The following is a 15143-nucleotide window of genomic DNA, read 5'->3' on the forward strand; positions in this document are numbered from 1 at the left end:
GCCCCGCCGGCCGCAGGGGGCTGAATCCGCGACCGGACGGGACAAGCCCAGACCAGTGGCTACCGGGTGGCCACCCAGGCGATGCGATCCAACGTGGACAGCCGCGAGGCGAGCATCCCGGAGTCGGACAACGACCAGAGCACGTCCCCGATCACCAGCGACCGCCGCACCGGCCCGGCCATCGCGATCCGCGACTCCTGCCGCAGTTGATCGCCGCTGACGTGCAGGGCGAGCGGCCCGTCGGCGCGGACGTCGCTGACCGGGATCACGAGCAGCGACGTGGCCGGCCACCACAGCACGGCGTGCGGGTCGGCTTCGGCCTCGGAGAAGGCGTTCGCCACCACGTGCTGGTCGAGGCGGCGCGGTGACGCCGGGTCGCTCACGTCGAAGAGCGATACCTGCGTGCCGAGCGGCCTCCCCTCGGCGGTCGCCTCCTGGCCGATGCCGACCAGCCGGTTCTCGCCGACCGGTTGCAGGTGCGCGGAATAGCCGTTGATCTTCAATTCGCCGGTGACCCGGGGCTTGGCCGGGTCGGCGAGGTCGAGGCTGTAGAGCGGGTCGGTCTGGCGGAACGTCACCACGTAGCCACGGGCGCCGATGAACCGTACGGAATAGATCCGCTCGCCCTTGCCCAGGCCGGTCGCCGCGCCGACCTCGGTGAGCTTGCCGCTGGTCTCGCGCAGCACGCGCACCGCCGAGCTCTGCGTGTCGGGGTCCGTCGTCGCCACCCGCAGGTGACCGTCCCATTCGGACATCGAGTATTGGTTGAGCAGCGTGCCGGGCACCTTGCCCGAGGCGACGTAGGCGGGCTTGCCGGCCGGCGGCAGCGTGAACCGGTAGATCTCGGTGTCCCGTCCGGCCCCGTCGAACCGGCGGAAGGCCATGCCCTGGTTGTTGGCGATGTAGAGGCTGGCCGGCGTGGCGTAGACCGCGTCACCGTCGGCGACCATCGCCACCGGGGAACCGTCGCTGAGCGAGTTCGCGTTCAGGTCGAAGGTCAGCACCCGCAGCATCGCCGCGCCGGTGAACGTCTCGGGCTTGTGCACCTGGGAGCAGTCGAGCCGGCCGGTCGCACGATCCGAACCGGTCGTGATCTCCCACGTGGGCAGCCACGCGTCGATCTGCGGCGTGCTGCTCAGCACGACCCGCGCCACGCTGCCGGTCTGGCGGGCGTCGACCAGCGAGCCGTCCCCGCGATAGCGGCTGAGCAGCCGCGGCGTACCGGAGAGGTCCACCAGCAGCACCTCGGACCGGCCCCTGAAGGGCCGCTGGATGCGGGCGGCGTCCTTGAGGTACGACGGCCCGCCGTCGCCGAGCACCAGCGCGTGGTCGCCGGAGAGCAGCAGCTTCGGCTCGCCGAACGCCTCGATGCCGAGGTCGAGCCGCCCGGTCTGGGTGCGCGTGGCCGCGTCGACCACCTTGAGGACGCCGCCCGTGACGGTGACGATGCGCCGCCCGTCGGTCTTGACGATGTCCGGCTCGTCCGCGCCGGCCTCGTGCACGTTGGTGCCCGAATAGGACTTCTCCGCGGGAACGCCCGCGCCGCGCGCCGCCTCGGGCACCGCTCGCAGGTCGTCGACGGCGGCCGGGCCGCCGCCGTATTTCTTGGCCGCCGCCCTCAGCTCCTTTTCCAGCTGGGCACAGGAGTCGAAGGCGACGAGCTTGAGCGCGGGCTTGGCCGCCACGGACGGGGCCGGGCCCGAGGACGAGGGCGATGGTGACGGCGAGCCGGTGCACGCGGCCAGCGGGAGGACGGCCAGTGCGGCGAGGAGCCGGGATCGACGCGACATGTCCGGTTGGACGTCGCTCCCTAGGAGGCGGTTCCCTCCGGCGCGGGCACGGGTGTCGGAGTCTCCACCAACCGGGAGAGCACGATCATGCTGCGCGTGGAGGTCACGAACGGCTCCGCCCGCAGCCGCTCCAGTGCCTGTTCGAGGTGGCCGATGTCGGCGGCGCGCAGGTGCACGAGCGCGTCGGCCTCACCCGAGACCGTGTATGCCCCGACGACCTCCGGATGCCGCCGCGTGGCCACCGTGATCTGGGCCGGGGTGGTGCGCCCGGTGCAGAAGAGCTCGACGAACGCCTCGGTCGTCCAGCCCACCGCCGACGGCTCGATCACCGTGGTGAAGCCCTTGATCACCCCGCTGGATCGAAGCCGGTCGACCCGCCGCTTCACCGCCGGCGCCGAGAGCGAGACCTTCGCGCCGATCTCGGCGTACGACGAGCGAGCGTCGGCCACGAGCAGCGCAACGATTCGCTGGTCTACCGCGTCCATCTGCAACGATTCGCCTCCGATGAGCAAGATTTTGCGCTGTTTCGTGCACCTGAGCGTACCTACGCTCTAGGTCATGAACCACACCGAGCGCCTGCCGCGGAATCGGACATATCTCATGTGTCCCCCGGAGCATTTCACGGTCGAGTACGCGATCAACCCGTGGATGGACACCTCCGTCCCGGTCGACCCGGCGCTCGCGCTCAAGCAGTGGTCGATCCTGCGCGACACCCTCGGCGACCTGGGCCACACGGTGCACGTGCTCGACGCCGTGCCCGGGCTGCCCGACATGGTGTACGCGGCGAACGGGGCCTTCTCGGTCGACGGCACGGTCTACGGCGCCCGCTTCCGCTATCCGGAGCGCGCCGCCGAGGCCGACGCGCACGCCGCCTTCTACGGCGCCGGCGGCTGGCGCTACGCGGGCCCGGCGCACATCAACGAGGGCGAGGGCGACTTCGCGTACCTGCCGGGCGCGTACGGCGGCCTGGTCCTGGCGGGTTACGGCTTCCGCACGGACCCGGCGGCGCACGCCGAGGCGCAGGAGGTGCTCGGCCGCCCGGTGCTCTCGCTGCGCCTGGTCGACCCGGCCTTCTACCACCTGGACACCGCGCTGGCCGCGCTCGACGACCGCACCATCGCGTACTACCCCGGCGCCTTCTCCGCAGCCTCGCAGCGGGTGCTCGCCCAGCTCTTCCCGGACGCCGTGATCGCCGACCGGGCCGACGCCGAGGCGTTCGGGCTCAACCTGGTCAGCGACGGCCGGCACGTGATCCTCAACACCGAGGCGATCGCGATGGGTGAGCGGGTGCGCGCCGCCGGTTACCTGCCCGTGCACATCGACCTCTCCGAGCTCAAACGCGGCGGCGGAAGCGTCAAGTGCGCGGTGGCCGAGCTGAGGCCCTGACACAGAGCTGGAGCGCGTGCGGGAAGATGGACCGCATGACCGACGAGAATCGCACCGCGGAGAAGCAGGAAGACGGCTCCGTCATCGTGGTCGGCCCGGACGGGCGCCCGCTGGGCACGATGGACCCGGACGGCAAGGTCAACCCCGAGGAGCCGGGCAACCTGATCGAACAGCCCGCCAAGGTCATGCGGATCGGCAGCATGATCAAGCAGCTGCTCGAGGAGGTCCGCGCGGCGCCTCTCGACGAGGCGAGCCGTGGCCGGCTGCGCGAGATCCACCAGCGGTCGATCACCGAGCTCGAGGACGGCCTCGCGCCCGAGCTGCGCGAGGAGCTCGAGCGCCTCTCGCTGCCGTTCGAGGGCGACACCCCGCCGAGCGAGGCCGAGCTGCGCATCGCGCAGGCCCAGCTCGTCGGCTGGCTCGAGGGCCTCTTCCACGGCATCCAGGCGGCGCTGGTGGCCCAGCAGATGGCGGCCCGCCTCCAGCTCGAGCAGATGCGCGGCGGCGGCCCCCGCCCGGCGCTGCCGATGGGCGCCCTGCCCGGCATGCCCACCCAGCAGGGCGAGGGCGGCCGGACCGGCCAATATCTCTAGAGGTCGTAGAGGTCGCGCAGATATTGCGCGACCCCGTCCTCGTCGTTGGTCAGGCCGACCTCGTCGGCCACCTCCTTGACGGCGGGGTGGGCGTTGGCCATCGCCACCCCGCGACCGGCCCAGGCCAGCAGCGGGATGTCGTTCGGCATGTCGCCGAACGCCACCACCTCGTCGGCCTTGACGCCCTCGCGCTCGCAGAGCCAGGCGAGACCCGCGGCCTTGGTGACACCGGCCGCGGAGATCTCGACCAGGGCGCTCGACGAGGAGTGGGTGGTCTCGGCCACCTCGCCCAGGGTGCGGCTCACCAGCTCGTAGAACTCGTCCGGCCCGTGCGCGGCGGACCGGGCGAGCAGCTTCACCGCCGGCACCGACGTGAGCTCCTCGGGCGTCGACAGCACGCGCACCTGCTTGGTGTCGGTCTCCCACCGCACCGGCCACGCCTCCTCATACCAGAAGGCGCGGCCGTCCTCGACCTCGACGGCGAGGGCCACGTCGGGAACCGCCTCGCGCAGCCGCTCGCTGACGTCGAGCAGCAGGTCGACCGAGAGCGGATCGGCCCGCAGGATCTCGTCGGTGTGCGCGTCGTAGACCACCGCGCCGTTCGCGCAGACCGCCGGCACCGGCGCCGCCATCTGCTCGAAGAGCTGCCGCAGCCAGCGAACCGGCCGGCCGGTCACCACGACGAACGGCACGGGAAGGGCGTCGAGCGTGTCGATGGTCCGCTTGCTCAGCGTTCCGTCGGTGTGGATGAGGGTTCCGTCGATATCCGAGGCGACCAGCTTGAAAGGCGACATCACCTCGACAGTAGCCGGTCGAGATAGGCGGCCACGCCGTCCTGGTCGTTGGTGAGAGTCACCTCATCGGCCACCGCGAGCAGCTCCCGGTGTGCGTTGCCGACGGCGACCCGGCCCCAGCCCGCCCACGCGAACATCGGCAGGTCGTTGGGCATGTCCCCGAAGACGAGCACGTCCGCCGGGTCGACACCGACGGCCTCGGCCACCACCGCGAGGCCGGTGCCCTTGTCCACGTTCGCCGGGCAGATCTCCACGTAGTCGAGGCCGGCCTGGGTGACCGACGCCACGCCCGGCGGCACCACGCGGCGCGCCACGGCGAGCAGCTCGTCGACGTCGTACGTGAAGGACCTGGCGAACGCCTTGATCACCTCGCCGGAGCAGCACTCCGCGCGGGTCCGCGGCTCGACCACGACCGGATAGCGCCACGTGGGGTCGTAGTCGCCCCAGAGCGGGGAACCGTCGTGCTCCATCGCCTCGACCATCACGGAGAGCCGGCCGACCTCGGCCTCCAGGGCGGTCAGGACCTCGCCCAGCACGTCGCCGCGCAGCCGGGACCGGAGCAGATAGGTGGACTCCGCCTGGTCGAGCACCCAGCCGCCCTGCGCCATCACGAGGAAGTCGGCGTCGCGGATGTCGTTGCGGGTGAGCGAGGCGAGCCGCGGCCCACGCCCGGTGGCGCCCACGACGCGGATGCCGGCGGCGCGCACCCGGTCGAGGACCTCGTGGGTGTACGCGGACACGGTGTCGTCGCTGCGGACCAGCGTGCCATCGAGATCGGTCGCGACCAGTTTGGGGAGTCCAGGCTTGACCATCGATTACCTCCGGGGTGTCGCAAACCCCCGCGGAGGGCGGAAGGAGAACGGTACACCCGCCCAGCGACCAGCGGCTATGACTTCTGGTAGCCGGGCGGTGTATTACCCGTTAGCGCGAAGGTTCCAAGATGCCGCGGCCCCCGACGTACGGCTGGAGGGCCTTGGGGACGCGCACCGAGCCGTCGGGCTGCTGGTGGTTCTCCAGGATCGGAATCAGCCAGCGGGTGGTCGCCAGCGTGCCGTTGAGCGTCGCCGCCGTCTGGGGCTTGCCGTCGGCGTCGCGGTAGCGGATGTTGAGCCGCCGGGCCTGGAACGTGGTGCAGTTGGACGTCGACGTGACCTCGCGGTAGCGGCCCTGCGACGGCACCCACGCCTCGCAGTCGAACTTGCGCGAAGCGCTCGAGCCGAGGTCGCCGGCCGCCACGTCGATCACCCGGTACGGGATCTCGACCTTGGCCAGCATCTCCTCCTCCATCGCGAGCAGGCGCAGGTGCTCGTCGGCGGCCTCCTCCGGCCGGCAGAACGAGAACATCTCCACCTTGTCGAACTGGTGCACCCGCAGGATGCCGCGCACGTCCTTGCCGTACGAGCCGGCCTCGCGCCGGTAGCACGACGACCAGCCGGCGAACCGCTCCGGACCGCCCTCGAGGTCGATGATCTCGTTCGAGTGGTACGCCGCGAGCGGCACCTCCGACGTACCGACCAGGTAGAGGTCGTCCGCCTCGAGCCGGTAGACCTCGCTCGCGTGCGCGCCGAGGAAGCCGGTGCCCTCCATCGACTCCGGCTTGACCAGCGACGGCGTGATCGACGGGGTGAAGCCGTGCTCGACCGCCTGGGCGATCGCCATCTGGAGCAGGCCCAGCTGGAGCAGCGCGCCGACCCCGGTGAGGAAGTAGAACCGCGAGCCCGAGACCTTGGCACCGCGCTCGGTGTCGATGGCCCGCAGCGCCTCGCCGATCTCGAGGTGGTCCTTGGGGTTGTCGATCGCGGGGATGTCGCCGACCTCGCGGAGCACGACGAAGTCGTCCTCGCCGCCGGCCGGCACGCCCTCCTGCACCACGTTGGGCACGGCCAGGTGGGCCTGGCGCAGCGCCTCGTCGGCGGCGGTGGTCTCGGCCTCGGCCGCCTTGACCTCGGCGGCCAGCTCCTTGGTGCGCGCGAGCAGGGCGGCCCGCTCGTCGCCCGCGGCCTTGGGCACCTGCTTGCTCAGCGACTTTTGCTCAGCCCGCATCGCCTCGAACCGCTGGGTGGCGGAGCGGCGGGCCTCGTCGGCGCGCAGCAGCTCGTCCACCACCTCGGTGGACTCGCCGCGCAGTCGCTGGCTGGCGCGGACGCGGTCGGGGTCGTCGCGAAGCAGACGCAGGTCAATCACGATTGACGAGCCTACCGGCGACCCGGCCCGATCTTCATCCGGATATGCCGTGCCGTGCGGATCAGCGAGCGTCGTCGCCGAAGGTCGTGAACGGCTTGGCGGGAGCCACCGTCAGATCGAGCGGCTGGTCGACCCGCTCCTCCTCCTGCCGGGCGGCCGCGGCGGGACGGCCCCACGCCCAGACCTGGCCGGGTGCGGCGGGGCCCTCGTCCTCGGTCTCGGCCGGCGGGTCCAGGTGGCGGCCCACCAGGAACAGGGCGGCGAGCACCAGCGCCATCGCGGCGAGCGCGCACCAGATGCCCCGCCCGTAGGTCAGGGAGATCTGGTCGGTGTCGAGGGCGATCTCGTAGACCCGGTCGATCACGCCGCTGCGGTCGCCGAGCGAGGCGGCGAGCGCGACGAGCAGGCCCAGCGACGTGCCGGCGACGCTGAGGCCGGCGAGCCGGAAGTAGCGGCGGCCCGCGGGCGGTCCGAACATGGTCAGCACCACGGCCGGGACGACCAGGAAGAGCCCGATCAGGTAGCCGGTGCCCAGGGCGCCCAGGTCGCCGATCTCGGCGGTGACCGCGCGCCGGCCCACGTCGCCGCTGAGCACCTCGGCGTCGACCGTGGTGACCTGCCACTCGGAGAAGAGCGAGGCGAGAGCCGCGACGGCGGCCAGAAGCGAGAGCAGCGGAACCACCCGCCGGTCGCCGGCCAGGCCGCGGATCGAGTCACCGGTCTGCCGGCGGCGCCGCGCGGGCGGCTCGGGGCCGAACTCGACGACCGACTCGGCAGGGGTGACGCCGAGCTCGATCGGCTGCTGCTGCGCGGGCATGACAACCATGATGACCCGTGCGCTGGTCCCCGGGCCAGCGGCCGAACGATGGACTAGCGTTTCGGATATGCCTATTCGTACCGCAACCGCCCGCTGGCAGGGGAACCTCACCGAAGGTTCCGGCACGATCAAGACCGGCAAGGGCGGCATCCAGGGGAACTACTCGTTCAAGTCGCGCTTCGAGGAGGGCGAGGGGACGAACCCGGAGGAGCTGATCGGGGCCGCGCACTCCGGCTGCTACTCCATGGCGTTCTCGAAGGCGCTCTCCGACGAGGGCTTCACGCCCAACTCGGTCGAGACCGTCGCCAAGGTGCACATGGACAAGACCGACGCCGGTTTCAGCGTCACCCGCATCGACCTCGAGACCGTCGGCGACGTCCCGGGCATCGACGACGCCGCCTTCCAGAAGATCGCCGAGGCCGCCAAGGAGAACTGCCCGATCTCCCGGCTCCTCTCCCCCGGCGCCCAGATCACCCTCAGCGCCAAGCTCGCCTGACAGTCGGCAGGGTGCGCCGGGTCGGATGATCCGGCGCACCGCGCACAATGGGTGCGTGCCGGTCGACATGAGTGCCGAACGCTTCGAGGAGTTGGTGGGCGAGGCCCTCGACGAGGTGCCACCCGAGCTTCTCCAGATGATGAACAACGTCGTGATCATGGTGGAGGACGAGCCCCCGGACGGCAGCGACGATCTCCTCGGGCTGTACGAGGGCACGGCGCTCACCGACCGCGGCTGGGACTACGCCGGCGTGCTGCCCGACCGGATCACCATCTTCCGCCTGCCGACGTTGAAGATCTGCGACACCGAGACCGACGTGATCGACGAGGTGGCGATCACCGTGGTGCACGAGATCGCCCATCATTTCGGCATCGACGACCATCGCCTGCACGAGCTGGGCTGGGGTTAACCCTGGTGGCGGGGCCTCCCTACGCTGAGGTCCAGAGCGTCACAACAGGAGGACATCCAGATGCGCAGCGAGCTTTTCTCGGCGGACAATCTCGAGAAGGAGTCGGCCCAGCCCGGGTTGCGGCTGCAGAACTCCAAGCTGCTCAAGGCGGAGCTGAACGGCGAGTTCATGGCGCGGGTCGGCTCGATGGTCGCCTACCAGGGCCAGGTCCACTTCGAGGCGCTCGGCTCCGGCGGGATCGGCAAGTTCCTCAAGCAGAAGCTCACCGGCGAGGGCGTGCCGCTCATGCGGGTCAAGGGGCACGGTGACGTCTTCCTGGCCGAGCGGGCGGCCGACGTCCACCTCATCGACCTCGAGCCGGGCGACGCGCTGTCGATCAACGGCGCCAACGTGCTCGCCTTCGAGTCGTCGCTGAAGTACGACATCAAGATGGTCAGCGGCGCGGGCATGATGTCCAACGCCGGCCTGTTCAACTGCGTCTTCACCGGCCAGGGCCGCATCGCGGTCACGACGCACGGCACGCCCGTGGTCCTCACTGTCGATCAGCCCACGTACGTGGACCCGCAGGCCGCGATCTGCTGGTCGGCGAGCCTCCAGACCGGCTACCACCGCGCCGATCAGCTCGGCCTGGGCACCCTGCTGGGGCGCAGCACGGGCGAGCGTTTCACGATGAGCTTCGCCGGTCAGGGCTTCGTCGTCGTCCAGCCCTCCGAGGAGCCGCCCGGCGGGTTCGCGGGCCTCGGCGGCGGCAACCAGCAGAGCAGCGGCGGCATCCTCGGCAACCTCTTCGACTGAGCTCGCAGAGCTGTCTGGCCTGGCTGAGCTGACTGAGTTGGCCGGCCTGGCTCCGCTCGGTGGGCAATGCGCCCCGAGAGGTCGGCGCCGACGGGCGCAATGCGGACCTTGGGCGCTAGGCGAAGTCGCCCGAGCGGAGCTGGGCCAGCCAGGCGGCGGAGTCGGCGAAGTCGGCGTTCGAGAGGCCGGGCGGGGACGCGACGGGAGCCTCCGGGATCAGGCGGTGCCGGGGGTAGCTGCCGAGGAAGCGGACGTCGGCGCAGATGCGGCGCAGGCCCTGCAGGGCCTCGCCCAGGCGCGGCTCGGCCACGTGGCCGGTGCAGTCGAGGAAGAAGACGTACGTGCCGAGCTGCTCGCCGGTCGGGCGCGACTCGATGCGCGAGAGGTTGATGCCGCGCACCGCCAGCTCGGTGAGCACGGCGAGCAGGGCGCCCACCTGGTCGCGCCGGATCGAGACGGCCAGCGACGTCACGTCGTCGCCGGTCGGCTCGGCCGGGCGCCCGGGGCGGGTGAGCAGCGCGAACCGGGTGACCGCGTCCGCGTGGTCGGCCACCTTGTCGGCGAGCACGGTCAGGCCGTTGCGCGCGACGCCGATCGGGGCGCACAGGGCGGCGTCGTGCTCGCCGGCGGCCGCGCTGATCGCCGCGGCCGCGTTGGACAGGACGTCCACGATCACGGCGTCCGGGGCGTTCGCCCGCAGCCAGTTGCGGCACTGGGCGGAGGCCTGCGGGTGGGCGGCGATCGTGCGGATCGCGGCCAGCGGGGTGAGCGTGCGGGCGGCCAGCATGAACTCGACCGGCAGCACGACCTCCCGCGTGATCACCAGCGGGGCGCCGGTGGCCAGCTCGTCGAGGGTGACCGGGACGGCGCCGCCCACGGAGTTCTCCAGCGGCACCAGCGCGGCGTCGGCGTCGCCGGCGCGGACCGCCTCGAGCGCCTCGGGGACGCTGCGGGCCGGGGTGCGCAGGCCCCGCTCGGCCGCGGGGATCGTGCGCAGGGCGGCCTCGGTGAAGGTGCCCTCCGGGCCGAGATAGACGAAGCGGGTGGGCGGCGTTCCGGGCATGTGCGGAAGTCTAGGGCTTCGCCGGCACCGAGGCCGCGCACGACCGGCAGACCACGGCGACCGGCCCGGCACGGCGACCAGCCCGGCACGGCGACCAGCCCGGCACGGTGAGCGGCCCGGTGCGGTGAGCGGCCCGGCCCGGTGCGGTGAGCGGCCCGGCACGGTGAGTGGTGGGCCGGCCGGGCCTTGTCAGTAGCCGCAGGCGAGGACGCGGATGCCGGGCGGGGCGGAGGTCTCCACCCGGCTGATGCAGACGTCGGAGCCGGCGGCGACCAGGGCGAGCGTGGCGCCCGCGCCGGTGGCGACCACCATCAGCGGGTCCTCGTCGGCGCTGCTGTCCTCGAGCGTCGCGAAGGACCATCCGCTCGCGCAGAGCGGGCCCTCCCGCACCACGAGCGGGAGCGACCCCATGCCCTCCTGCTTCTTCACCAGGGCCAGGATCTCGGCAGCGGTCGGGCCGGTGGTGCACTTGGGCGCGTGTGAGGGCGTCGGGGTGGGTGACTTCTCGGTCGGCGCGGTCGTGGTCGGCACGGTCGGCAGCGTGGTCGGCGCGAGCGTGGGGTAGGTCGTCGGATAGGCCGGGAACGTGGTCGCCGGCGTGGTGGGGGTGCCCGGCAGGGTCACCGGCGGCAGCAGCGACGGGTCGAGCGGGACGGGCGCGGCGCTGGCCGTCGCGTAGGTGGGCGAGGTCGGCTGCGGCTGCGGTGGGGAACCGCAGGCCGAGAGCAGGGCCGACCCCACGATGATCAGGGGAAGTGCACGTGTGCGGGGGGACACCCGGACATGCTAAGCCCGCCGGGTGAGGAAGCCCGGGTCAGGAAGCGATGCGGTGACCGGCCGCGTGCAGCGTGTCCATGGCCTCGGTGAGCCGCACGGCCGGCACCAGCAGGTAGTCCGTCGTGTAGGTCGAGAACGTCACGATGTTGACGCGGGCGTCGGCCAGCGGGCCGATCAGCGAGGCCAGCACGCCGGTCAGGGCGAGGTCGAGCGGCCCGACGACGCGCAGGCAGCGCCAGGCGGTGTCGGCCGTGGCACCCTCCGGCACGCGGTCGGTGGGGCAGATGATCGACAGCTCCTCCGGCGCCCAGCTGAGCGAGACCACGCCCTTCTCGTCCGGACCCTCGCTCAGCGAAGCCGGGATCGGTGAACCAGCCGGAAGGCGGCACACCGCGTACTCCCCTGGTAGCAGGTCGAGATCGAGCATGAACGCAGACTACGTTTCAGGGGTATTTCTGCACACGCCCAAGTGGTGCGGTAAACACCACAGCACCCCGTGATCAGTAGCGCACCGGTGAGAAGAACGTCAGCGAGCCGGCCACGCGGTCGTGGTCGAACAGCGGCGTGGCGATCGCGTCGACGGTCAGCGGCGGCTCGCCCGGGCTCGGCACGACGCGCAGCAGGCCCCGCGCCAGGCGCTCGCTGCGGACCGCGAGCAACGGCGGGATCTTGTCGGCGTCGGACTCCTCGAGCTCGCCGGCCGTGGCCGTGAAGTCGATCAGGTGCAGCACCCCGCCGAGCGGTTTGCCGATCACCTCAGGCGGCTTGCCGAGGCCCAGCAGTTCACCGGCCGAGGGTGAGATCGCCATGATCGTCGTCGAGTTGTCGATGATCAGGCACGGCTCGGCGGCGCCCGCGACGGTCGCCGTCCACCTCTCGAGACTGGGGACGAACTCGGCCTCGGACGGTGTGCGCGCCTGGGGGACGAACGCTCCGGAAAGTGAGAGTTCGACGTGCGCCACCCGGTCCTCCTCGCTCCTGCGGATCGACGGCAGCGCCGCGGCCGCGACCGGTCACCCGGGCGCCCGCCGCGGCGATGAAGCCGTCGACATCAACCGGAAGGAACGTTACCGGCGTGCCGGACGCTTGTCAGCGGCCGTTTGTCCGTCGGCGTGCCAGCGGTAGTCACCGGCCGGACGGTACGGAGCGTTTGCCCAGGTGGCAGGGTGGTTGGCGACGGCCGAGAGCTTGCCGGCGGTGGCCGGCGAGATGCGGGCGCCACCGGCGATCAGCAGCCGGTCGAGCTCCTTGTCGGTCGAGACCAGCACCTCCTTGGGGAGGCCGTGGACGCTGATCACGCCGGATCCGACGAAGGTGAGCACGGGGGTCACCGGCACGCTGAGGCCGACGGCCGCGGAGAGCGCCTTGCTCGCGCGGCGGGCCTCGCGGCGGGCCTCGGCCACGTACGCCGGGCGCTTGCCGTTGATCTGGACGACGTCGCCGGCGATGAGCACGCGGGCGCGTCCGTGGTCGGCGACGGTCACCGCGTAGACGCCGCCGGGGCCGATCGCCAGGAAGCCGGCGCGGTCGTCGGCGGGGTCGGGCTCGTAGTGGCCGAGGGCGTCGGTGCGCGGCCAGTCGACGATGTGCCAGGCGGGGCCGAGGCGGTCGAGCCGGGTGAGAGCGCGGTTGCCGGCGGCCTCGAGACGGCGGGCGTCGCGCTCGGAGCGGCGGCGGCGGAAGTAGTCACCGGGTGACGTGCGGGGCGGTGCCTCCAGCGCTGCGGGCTGCGCGAGAGAGCGATCGATGACAGTGGTGGGCTTCGCGGGCAGAGCAGGGCGTGCTGGGAAGACAGTCACTTCGACCTCCGGCAAAAGGTCCTTCGGGCTCTCTTTTCACTACCGTACGTGCTCGACCCCATACGGAAGCAAGACACCGAGGTGGAAAGAAAGACGAGTGAGTGGGGATGAATGCCGCATTCACGCATCACTACTTCTTGCGGATGGTGCATCTCGGCGCCTGTTCCCCTCTTCGGCCAGTTCATGGACAAAGTTAGTCGGAGCGGCGGGGTCCTGCACGGGTGTCTCATGATCTAGACCCAACGTCATCGAACGACCGCGCCGAGTGCTGAGAGATCGACTGAGGGGTACCGTCGGCCTGTGGCGCACTACGTCGACAGTGAGGTGGGCAGGCTTCGCACGGTGCTTCTGCACCGTCCCGGGCCCGAGTTGGCCCGCTTGACACCCCGAAACAACGATTCGCTCCTTTTCGACGCGATTCCGTGGGTGGGCCGGGCCCAGGACGAGCACGACGCCTTCGCCGCCGCCCTGCGCGACCGCGACGTGGAGGTGCTCTACCTCGGCGACCTGCTCGCCGAGACGCTCGCCGTGCCGGACGCGCGGGCCGAGGTCACCGCGGGGGTGCTGGCCGACCGCCGGCTCGGTGACACCCTGCGCGACAGTGTCGGGCGCTACCTGGCCGACCAGGACCCGCGGCGGCTGGCCGAGGTGCTCATGGCGGGCCTGGCGCACGAGGAGCTGAAGCCGGGCCCGGGCGGCCTGGTCTACGAGCTCATGGACCGCCACGACTTCGTCATCGACCCGCTGCCCAACCTGCTGTTCACCCGCGACTCCTCGGTCTGGGTGCGCGACCGCGTGGCGGTCACCAGCCTGGCGATGCCGGCGCGCAGCCGGGAGACCTCGCTGACCCGGGCGATCTACCGCTATCACCCGCGGTTCGCCGGCGCGGAGCTCCTCTACGACCCCGGGCTGGAGCACCTGGAGGGCGGCGACGTGCTGCTGCTCGCGCCGCACGTGCTGGCGATCGGTGTCGGGGAGCGCACCACCCCGGCCGGCGCCGAGCGGCTCGCCCGCCGGGTCTTCGCTGCCGGGCTCGCGCACACCATCCTGGCCGTCCCGATCGCCCAGGAGCGGGCCACGATGCACCTCGACACCGTCTGCACGATGGTCGACGTCGACGCCGTGGTGATGTATCCGAACGTCGCCGACACCCTGCGGGCGTACACGGTGACCGCGGACGCCGACGGCGAGCCCCGCGCGCAGGTGGCGCGGCCCTTCCTCGAAGCGGCCGCGGAGGCGATGGGGATCGACCGGTTGCGGATAATAGACACCGGTTTGGACCCCGTCACCGCCGAGCGTGAGCAGTGGGACGACGGCAACAACACGCTGGCGATCGGCCCGCGGCTCTGCGTCGCCTACGAGCGCAACGTCGAGACCAATGCCCAGCTCGAACGCGCCGGCATCGAGGTCGTGCGGATCAGCGGCAGCGAGCTCGGCAGCGGCCGCGGCGGCCCGCGCTGCATGAGCTGCCCGATCGAGCGGGCGCCGCTGAGCTAGGAGGCGGGCCGGGAGCAGGTCACCCGCGACACGATCAGCTCGGGCACCGGGACGGGGCCGTCCACGAGGTGGGCCCTGTCCGGGAAGTCGAAGACGGCGATCTGCAGCTGCACCGGATAGTCGGGCGCCTGATCGACCCTCTTGACTGGCTCACCGTCGATCGTGAAGACGAGAGAGCCGGGGCGCCACTGCACGCCGTACGCGTGGAAGTCGGAAATGTCCAGGGAGGTCGGCACCGTGCCCCAGTCCTCGGTCAGCCGGGGGTCGCGGAAGCGGTGCAGGCCCATCCCGACGTCGCGCGGGGCGGAGCCGAAGACCTCCATCACGCAGATCTCGCCGGAGAGCTCGGGGATGGTCTCGATGCCGGAGAGCCAGAACGCGACCATCGACCGCTCGGTGATGACGCCGCGCATGCGAATCGAGATGTCGCCGTAGACCGGCGTGCAGCCCCAGAACTCACCCTGCTCCTCGCGGACCTGGAGCCCGTCGCGGAACGGCTGGCCGCCGGTCGTGCTGCCCACCGGGCCGGAGTAGTTGGCGCTCTGGATGCCGGAGACGCGCAGCGGCGTCTCGTGCACGCCCTCGGCCCACAGCGGCTGGTCGACGGGGATGCTCAGCCTCAGCTCCCCGCCGCCCACCTCGTACGTCGCCGCGGAGGCCGCCCGCGAGCTCCAATGCGGCAAATACCACGGAACCCAGACAGAGCGGTCCAACTCCGGGGAGAGGAACCGCTCGTCCAGCAT

18 protein-coding genes are annotated in these 15143 nt (G+C 71.6%); 6 read left to right on the forward strand and 12 right to left on the reverse strand.

Features of this window, described 5'->3' with window-relative positions:
• Positions 1–59: 59 nt before the first annotated feature.
• Both Ade02nite_RS38305 and Ade02nite_RS38310 read right to left on the reverse strand, forming a co-directional pair.
• Entirely contained in the window at positions 60–1790 is a 1731-nt protein-coding gene (locus Ade02nite_RS38305; protein ID WP_203774599.1) for a beta-propeller domain-containing protein, read from the reverse strand.
• Between the two features lie 20 nt (positions 1791–1810).
• Positions 1811–2281 (reverse strand): Lrp/AsnC family transcriptional regulator, encoded by a 471-nt coding sequence (locus Ade02nite_RS38310; protein ID WP_203774601.1) that lies wholly within the window; start codon positions 2279–2281, stop codon positions 1811–1813.
• A 67-nt stretch (positions 2282–2348) separates the two neighbouring features.
• Here Ade02nite_RS38310 and ddaH point away from each other — a divergent pair, with 67 nt between their 5' ends.
• Positions 2349–3176, forward strand: coding sequence for a dimethylargininase (ddaH, locus tag Ade02nite_RS38315; protein WP_203774602.1), 828 nt, complete (start codon positions 2349–2351; stop codon positions 3174–3176).
• 35 nt (positions 3177–3211) lie between these two features.
• Complete coding sequence (locus Ade02nite_RS38320) at positions 3212–3769, forward strand: bacterial proteasome activator family protein (protein ID WP_203774604.1); 558 nt, start codon at positions 3212–3214, stop codon at positions 3767–3769.
• Here Ade02nite_RS38320 and Ade02nite_RS38325 read toward each other — a convergent pair.
• The 4 genes from Ade02nite_RS38325 to Ade02nite_RS38340 all read right to left on the reverse strand — a co-directional run bounded on the left by Ade02nite_RS38325 (position 3766) and on the right by Ade02nite_RS38340 (position 7564).
• Positions 3766–4563: an HAD family hydrolase gene (locus Ade02nite_RS38325; protein ID WP_203774606.1), complete on the reverse strand. Its 798-nt coding sequence runs from the start codon at positions 4561–4563 to the stop codon at positions 3766–3768. The two genes, Ade02nite_RS38320 and Ade02nite_RS38325, sit on opposite strands and share 4 nt — an antisense overlap.
• Positions 4563–5375: an HAD family hydrolase gene (locus Ade02nite_RS38330; protein ID WP_203774607.1), complete on the reverse strand. Its 813-nt coding sequence runs from the start codon at positions 5373–5375 to the stop codon at positions 4563–4565. Before Ade02nite_RS38330 ends, Ade02nite_RS38325 begins: the two co-directional genes overlap by 1 nt.
• A gap of 109 nt (positions 5376–5484) precedes the next feature.
• Positions 5485–6747, reverse strand: coding sequence for a serine--tRNA ligase (serS, locus tag Ade02nite_RS38335; protein WP_203774609.1), 1263 nt, complete (start codon positions 6745–6747; stop codon positions 5485–5487).
• Positions 6748–6808: 61 nt separating this feature from the next.
• Positions 6809–7564: a hypothetical protein gene (locus Ade02nite_RS38340; protein WP_203774611.1), complete on the reverse strand. Its 756-nt coding sequence runs from the start codon at positions 7562–7564 to the stop codon at positions 6809–6811.
• 67 nt (positions 7565–7631) lie between these two features.
• Here Ade02nite_RS38340 and Ade02nite_RS38345 point away from each other — a divergent pair, with 67 nt between their 5' ends.
• From Ade02nite_RS38345 to Ade02nite_RS38355, 3 genes are read left to right on the forward strand one after another with little or no spacing between them, the layout of a single operon-like run.
• Positions 7632–8060 carry an OsmC family protein gene (locus Ade02nite_RS38345; protein WP_203774613.1) on the forward strand — a complete coding sequence of 143 codons (429 nt, stop codon included), beginning with the start codon at positions 7632–7634 and terminating at the stop codon, positions 8058–8060.
• 25 nt (positions 8061–8085) lie between these two features.
• A complete protein-coding gene (locus Ade02nite_RS38350; RefSeq protein ID WP_239169350.1) occupies positions 8086–8469 on the forward strand; it encodes a metallopeptidase family protein in 384 nt (127 codons plus the stop codon).
• Positions 8470–8529: 60 nt separating this feature from the next.
• Positions 8530–9264, forward strand: a complete 735-nt coding sequence (locus Ade02nite_RS38355) for an AIM24 family protein (RefSeq protein ID WP_203774615.1) — start codon at positions 8530–8532, stop codon at positions 9262–9264.
• Between the two features lie 115 nt (positions 9265–9379).
• Here the strand turns inward: Ade02nite_RS38355 and pheA are convergent, their stop codons facing one another.
• The 5 genes from pheA to Ade02nite_RS38380 all read right to left on the reverse strand — a co-directional run bounded on the left by pheA (position 9380) and on the right by Ade02nite_RS38380 (position 12903).
• Entirely contained in the window at positions 9380–10327 is a 948-nt protein-coding gene (gene pheA, locus Ade02nite_RS38360) for a prephenate dehydratase (RefSeq protein ID WP_203774617.1), read from the reverse strand.
• Between the two features lie 189 nt (positions 10328–10516).
• Positions 10517–11104 (reverse strand): hypothetical protein, encoded by a 588-nt coding sequence (locus Ade02nite_RS38365; RefSeq protein WP_203774619.1) that lies wholly within the window; start codon positions 11102–11104, stop codon positions 10517–10519.
• Positions 11105–11141: 37 nt separating this feature from the next.
• Positions 11142–11531, reverse strand: a complete 390-nt coding sequence (locus Ade02nite_RS38370) for an ACT domain-containing protein (RefSeq protein WP_203774628.1) — start codon at positions 11529–11531, stop codon at positions 11142–11144.
• A gap of 73 nt (positions 11532–11604) precedes the next feature.
• The gene (locus Ade02nite_RS38375) at positions 11605–12066 is read right to left on the reverse strand and encodes a PAS domain-containing protein (protein ID WP_203774632.1); all 462 of its coding nucleotides are present in this window, start codon (positions 12064–12066) and stop codon (positions 11605–11607) included.
• Positions 12067–12171: 105 nt separating this feature from the next.
• Positions 12172–12903, reverse strand: a complete 732-nt coding sequence (locus Ade02nite_RS38380; protein ID WP_203774634.1) for a hypothetical protein — start codon at positions 12901–12903, stop codon at positions 12172–12174.
• A 300-nt stretch (positions 12904–13203) separates the two neighbouring features.
• Between Ade02nite_RS38380 and Ade02nite_RS38385 the strand changes: the two genes are divergently transcribed.
• The gene (locus tag Ade02nite_RS38385) at positions 13204–14400 is read left to right on the forward strand and encodes an arginine deiminase (protein ID WP_203774636.1); all 1197 of its coding nucleotides are present in this window, start codon (positions 13204–13206) and stop codon (positions 14398–14400) included.
• Here the strand turns inward: Ade02nite_RS38385 and Ade02nite_RS38390 are convergent.
• Entirely contained in the window at positions 14397–15143 is a 747-nt protein-coding gene (locus Ade02nite_RS38390) for a glycoside hydrolase family 16 protein (protein WP_203774638.1), read from the reverse strand. The two genes, Ade02nite_RS38385 and Ade02nite_RS38390, sit on opposite strands and share 4 nt — an antisense overlap.

The organism is Paractinoplanes deccanensis, assembly GCF_016862115.1.
In the GTDB taxonomy this organism is placed as follows: domain Bacteria; phylum Actinomycetota; class Actinomycetes; order Mycobacteriales; family Micromonosporaceae; genus Actinoplanes; species Actinoplanes deccanensis.

What these genes read in the sequence shown, in the direction of transcription:
- ddaH (WP_203774602.1), top strand. Translation starts at nt 2,349, where the DNA reads ATGAACCACACCGAGCGCCTGCCGCGGAATCGGACATATCTCATGTGT.
- Ade02nite_RS38355 (WP_203774615.1), top strand. Translation starts at nt 8,530, where the DNA reads ATGCGCAGCGAGCTTTTCTCGGCGGACAATCTCGAGAAGGAGTCGGCC.
- Ade02nite_RS38350 (WP_239169350.1), top strand. Translation starts at nt 8,086, where the DNA reads ATGATCCGGCGCACCGCGCACAATGGGTGCGTGCCGGTCGACATGAGT.
- Ade02nite_RS38390 (WP_203774638.1), bottom strand. Translation starts at nt 15,143, where the DNA reads ATGCTGGACGAGCGGTTCCTCTCCCCGGAGTTGGACCGCTCTGTCTGG.
- Ade02nite_RS38325 (WP_203774606.1), bottom strand. Translation starts at nt 4,563, where the DNA reads ATGTCGCCTTTCAAGCTGGTCGCCTCGGATATCGACGGAACCCTCATC.
- pheA (WP_203774617.1), bottom strand. Translation starts at nt 10,327, where the DNA reads ATGCCCGGAACGCCGCCCACCCGCTTCGTCTATCTCGGCCCGGAGGGC.
- Ade02nite_RS38340 (WP_203774611.1), bottom strand. Translation starts at nt 7,564, where the DNA reads ATGCCCGCGCAGCAGCAGCCGATCGAGCTCGGCGTCACCCCTGCCGAG.
- Ade02nite_RS38345 (WP_203774613.1), top strand. Translation starts at nt 7,632, where the DNA reads ATGCCTATTCGTACCGCAACCGCCCGCTGGCAGGGGAACCTCACCGAA.
- Ade02nite_RS38370 (WP_203774628.1), bottom strand. Translation starts at nt 11,531, where the DNA reads ATGCTCGATCTCGACCTGCTACCAGGGGAGTACGCGGTGTGCCGCCTT.
- Ade02nite_RS38320 (WP_203774604.1), top strand. Translation starts at nt 3,212, where the DNA reads ATGACCGACGAGAATCGCACCGCGGAGAAGCAGGAAGACGGCTCCGTC.
- Ade02nite_RS38305 (WP_203774599.1), bottom strand. Translation starts at nt 1,790, where the DNA reads ATGTCGCGTCGATCCCGGCTCCTCGCCGCACTGGCCGTCCTCCCGCTG.
- Ade02nite_RS38330 (WP_203774607.1), bottom strand. Translation starts at nt 5,375, where the DNA reads ATGGTCAAGCCTGGACTCCCCAAACTGGTCGCGACCGATCTCGATGGC.